Genomic DNA, 4,113 nt, shown 5'->3' on the forward strand with positions numbered 1-4,113 from the left:
GGTCGAAGCGGGCGAGGGGATTCGAACCCCTGACGTCCAGCTTGGGAACGCACCCCCGGGACGACGGGGGCGATGTCGGAAACCCAGCACGTCCAACCCCTTCCGTCGGCGGGTTCGATCCTCGGACTTGAGCGGAGTTTTACAGGTTTGACGACGTCCAGCGAAATCGCCGGGCCGAAGGCGGTGACGGCAGGGCCGGCGAGACCATCGCCCCGCCGGCCCTGCCGACCTCTCGGATCGCGGATTGTCAAAGAACTGGTGGAACCGACCGAGACGTCGATCAGTTCACACTGGGCGCGTCGAGGTACATGGTCACGCTTCCTTCCCGGAGGCTTTCCGACGAGCCCGAGGCCGCTTCGCCTCAGACTTGTCGCCGATCGGCGCGACGGCCAGGTCTTCGGTGTAGAAGCCGCCCCGGGCGTCCGGAGTCAGCGTCACACGCCAGCCGTCGACCTCGACGACGTGCCTCTCCTCGAACCGCTGCCAGGCCGGCCGGCCCGAAGCGATCCGGCATGCCACCAGCAAGGCCCGGCCGACGTCCGTGTACTGGGCCGTCGTCGTGTTGACGTCCAACTGGATCTCCGTCGTCGCCCTCATGGTCCGCTCGGCTTCGACGAAGGCCTCCACGAACAGGCGAAGGGGCAGGGGAACGAAGGCGATTCCGTTGTCAGTTGTAAGGCAAGGGCGTACCATCTCTGTGGATACTCCTGGTGTAGAACCCGGGGGGATCTTTCTGGGCCCGGCCGGATCTTGACCATCCGGCCGGGCCCGCTTTGCTTCGAACGATGATCACCCTAAGCATGGCGTCACAGATTGTCAACAATGTGTGCCATTGTGTGACGATTTGCTTGCGGGGTGTTGCACCTGTTGCTATAGTCTTCGATGTTCGGCAGACAGCCGGTATGCTGGGCGTAACGTACACCCACACCGGAGGATTGCCGTGGCAAAGAAGAAGGCGCCGAAGATGAACGCCGCGCCGGCTCGCTTGAAACCTGTTCGTCTCGATCTCAAGCCGGAAGATTACGAGCGGTTGGAACGGCAGGCAGAAAAGCGGGGTTTGAACAAAGCCTCGTACGCTCGAATGATCGTGCTTGAACGACTCAGCGCCGACGAGCGATTGGAGTCGTGAGTTGAGCCGGCTAGGCCGTTCTGACCTGGAGGCATGAGGCGAAGGGGCCGTCGATAAGTTCATCGTCCTGGTGGAAGCGGACTCGCACGCTGCGAGACCACATCGTCTTCACTGCGAGGTTCTGGGATGTCCTGGCCCTGTTCGGCGGTGGGCTCGCGGTCTTGAGCGTCTTCACCTGCAGCAATGCGCCGATCCGAACGCGATCGGGGACGTCTTCACTCACGCCTTGGTTCGGACGATCGGCGCGTTGACGGCACGGACCATCGCTCTCTTGTTGCGTGTGGTAGCCGATCGCGTCGAACGGCCTGTGTTCAATGAAGACGTGCGGTCAGACTGTGAGAGTGGGTATAGTCACTGCTCTCGCCCTGGAGGAGCCGAAATACCCCCCTCCGGAATCCCGGAGTCTCCGGCCCCGGATTTCCAAGGCTGAGACCTCGCGATAGTCAGTGCATTCAGGACTCGACACTTATTCCTTGCACCGTCTCTCAGAGGGCGGAAGGGAATCTTGACCCGGGCGAGATCCTGTGTACACTTGATCAGAAGCCAAGAAGGCGAGGGGAAGCCTAGCCTCGCAGCAGCCACGAGAGAGCGAGCATGCGCGCATAATCGTATGCGATCTCTTCAAAAATTGACAATCAGAGGCGAATTGTCGGCTATACTTTCCTGGAGTCAGGGTGACTCGTGCATTCCTTCAGGAGCTGATCTGATGGCGGCCGTCGCTTGTGATCCTATTTCGGTTTTCGACAAATCATTCTCAATCTCACTCCAAGCTGCGGCTCTGGAGGTTGTTCGGCAAATGTATCGGGAGGCTCAACCTCTCTCCGAGCAGATTGCCAAAGGCCCGCACGGCAAGGACTTGCTTCCGCACGTTCGTCGCGGAGGAATTCAAACCCGACTAGAGGAGGTCGCCTGCTCTCACGAAGGTGTCCAGGTCCGCACGGAGTTCAACCGGTCGGGAAATGCGCACATCGTCATTGAGGGGCCCAACATCATCTTGACGGAGTCCTTCGCTCGGTCAAAAAGTAAGGTCGTCCGACCAGCCGCGTTCCGGCGGAACGACTCGATGCAGAACTATCCTCTCCTCGAGAATCTCGAACCGCCCGACGACATTACCACCGAAATGAAGTTCAATGCAGTCCTCCTTCACGGCTATGGCGCTCGTGGTGGAATCGATCTTGGATTCGCCTTGATCCGATTCCCAAGCCCAGGGTTCAAGAGCTACCAACCCGAGATGATCAATCTCCTTGAACGATTTCCGGCGGGCGTCCCTATCAGCCAGTCGTACGCCATGGAGGAGATCCCCGATCTTCTCGAGCCCAAGATGCGTTCGGATATACCAGTCAGGAAAGGATCATGAGACCAGGAACCCCCGGATTCTATGGCGGTCGCCTGAAAGAGGCCCGCGAGGCTCGATCTGTCTCGCAAACGGCTCTGGCCGACCTCTTGGGTATCACACGCCAGGCCGTCTCGGGGTACGAAAGCGGTCTACAAACCCCCTCGCCCCAGATAATGCGCCGGATCTCCGAATTGTTGAGGGTCCCGCCTCACTACTTTCTAGCCCCCCCGGCTTCAGAATCATCCGAGGCGGTCTTCTATCGCTCTATGGAGTCGGCCACTAAGGCCGACCGTCTCCGAGCCGAACGCCGGTATGCATGGTTAAGGCGGATCGTCCAATATCTCCGTGGTCTCGTAGCGTTCCCAGAGGTAAATTTCCCGAAGTTGGATCTCCCCAGCGACCCAACTCACCTCACCTCTCAGATGGTCGAGGAGGCCGCGAGAGAGACGCGTAGGTTCTGGCAACTCGGAGATAATCCGATCAGCAATATTGTTTGGCTTATAGAGAACAATGGAGCCGTGATATCTCGCCACAATCTCGAGGCCGACAAGCTGGATGCCTTCTCCCAGTGGTCTCTGGAAGATAACGCGCCTTACTTCGTTTTCGGTGCCGATAAAGGTTCCGGACCTCGGTCACGGTATGACGCTGGCCACGAACTAGGCCATATGATTCTCCATAGAAGCGTGAAGCAACACGATCTTGGACATAAGCCGATTTTCAAGCTGATCGAGCAGCAGGCGAATCTCTTCACGGGTGCCTTTTTACTTCCGGAGTCGATTTTCGCCGGAGACCTCCGGCACGGCGTAACCCTCGACGCTCTCCTCGCTCTTAAGCCAAAATGGAAGGTTTCAATTCAATTTATGATAATGCGATGTGAGACGCTAGGCATTATTTCACGAGAGCAAAAAACAAGGATGTTTATCAACCTCAATGCCCGAGGTTGGCGTCTGAAAGAGCCAAACGACGACCTGATTCCACTGGAATCTCCGAGATTCCTGCGACGCTCGATAGAAATGCTCGTAGATAAGTCCTTCGTAGACCCCATGGAACTACCCTTCTTCGTAGGGCTCGATCCTTCCGATGTCGAGGAATTGGCCGGCCTTCCTTCGGGTTATCTGGGGGGAGCGGCGGGGCAGCCACGAGCACCTATAGGCCAATTTGTTGAGACTCCTCTGGCTGGTGCCGATCGCGACATCAGTCCAAAAATCATTCGATTCCCACGAGCTGAATGACTTCGCTCTGCTCACCCACGTAAACAGCCGGGCCGCCCCATCGAGGTGAAGCCCGGCCGTGGTGGTCGTCGGGTTCAGATCTCGATGAGTTTGGGGCTCGTCGGCATGCCCTCGCGGATCTTGAAGCCCTGCTTGAAGTCCTTCCGAAGCTCCACGAGCTGGTCGGCCGCCTTCTTCGTGTTGACGGCGAGCGTGTCCTTGTCGCCGCCGTACTTCGATCGGAGGATCGTCGAGTAGGCTTCGCGGGAACCGCCCAGAGCGAGGCCGGCGAAGCCCTGGGCCTTCGTCGTCGGCTCACCCAGGCCGAAGGGCTTCCCCAGGCCCGCATCGATCAGGTTGCGGGCGCCCATGACGGTCGCTCCGATGCCGCCGATCGCCCCCAGCCCTCCCATACCCATGAGGGACGGGAATCCTGT

At 59.0% G+C, this 4,113-nt stretch carries 5 protein-coding genes; 3 read left to right on the forward strand and 2 right to left on the reverse strand.

Annotated elements, in window-relative coordinates; all coding sequences use genetic code 11:
* Positions 1 to 312: 312 nt before the first annotated feature.
* Positions 313 to 597 (reverse strand): hypothetical protein, encoded by a 285-nt coding sequence (locus tag G5C50_RS31895; protein ID WP_165076095.1) that lies wholly within the window; start codon positions 595 to 597, stop codon positions 313 to 315.
* A gap of 343 nt (positions 598 to 940) precedes the next feature.
* On the opposite strand from G5C50_RS31895, the gene G5C50_RS31900 reads away from it, so the two are divergent.
* The 3 genes from G5C50_RS31900 to G5C50_RS31910 all read left to right on the forward strand — a co-directional run bounded on the left by G5C50_RS31900 (position 941) and on the right by G5C50_RS31910 (position 3,697).
* Positions 941 to 1,129: a hypothetical protein gene (locus G5C50_RS31900; protein ID WP_165076098.1), complete on the forward strand. Its 189-nt coding sequence runs from the start codon at positions 941 to 943 to the stop codon at positions 1,127 to 1,129.
* A 706-nt stretch (positions 1,130 to 1,835) separates the two neighbouring features.
* Complete coding sequence (locus G5C50_RS31905; RefSeq protein WP_165076100.1) at positions 1,836 to 2,486, forward strand: hypothetical protein; 651 nt, start codon at positions 1,836 to 1,838, stop codon at positions 2,484 to 2,486.
* Positions 2,483 to 3,697 (forward strand): helix-turn-helix domain-containing protein, encoded by a 1,215-nt coding sequence (locus tag G5C50_RS31910; RefSeq protein WP_165076102.1) that lies wholly within the window; start codon positions 2,483 to 2,485, stop codon positions 3,695 to 3,697. The genes G5C50_RS31905 and G5C50_RS31910 overlap by 4 nt, the downstream gene beginning before the upstream one ends.
* A gap of 74 nt (positions 3,698 to 3,771) precedes the next feature.
* Here the strand turns inward: G5C50_RS31910 and G5C50_RS31915 are convergent.
* The coding region (locus tag G5C50_RS31915) for a hypothetical protein (protein ID WP_206107945.1) at positions 3,772 to 4,113 on the reverse strand (342 nt) is incomplete at its 5' end.

This window comes from Paludisphaera rhizosphaerae (assembly GCF_011065895.1).
In the GTDB taxonomy this organism is placed as follows: domain Bacteria; phylum Planctomycetota; class Planctomycetia; order Isosphaerales; family Isosphaeraceae; genus Paludisphaera; species Paludisphaera rhizosphaerae.

What these genes read in the sequence shown, in the direction of transcription:
- G5C50_RS31910 (WP_165076102.1), top strand. Translation starts at nt 2,483, where the DNA reads ATGAGACCAGGAACCCCCGGATTCTATGGCGGTCGCCTGAAAGAGGCC.
- G5C50_RS31895 (WP_165076095.1), bottom strand. Translation starts at nt 597, where the DNA reads ATGAGGGCGACGACGGAGATCCAGTTGGACGTCAACACGACGACGGCC.
- G5C50_RS31905 (WP_165076100.1), top strand. Translation starts at nt 1,836, where the DNA reads ATGGCGGCCGTCGCTTGTGATCCTATTTCGGTTTTCGACAAATCATTC.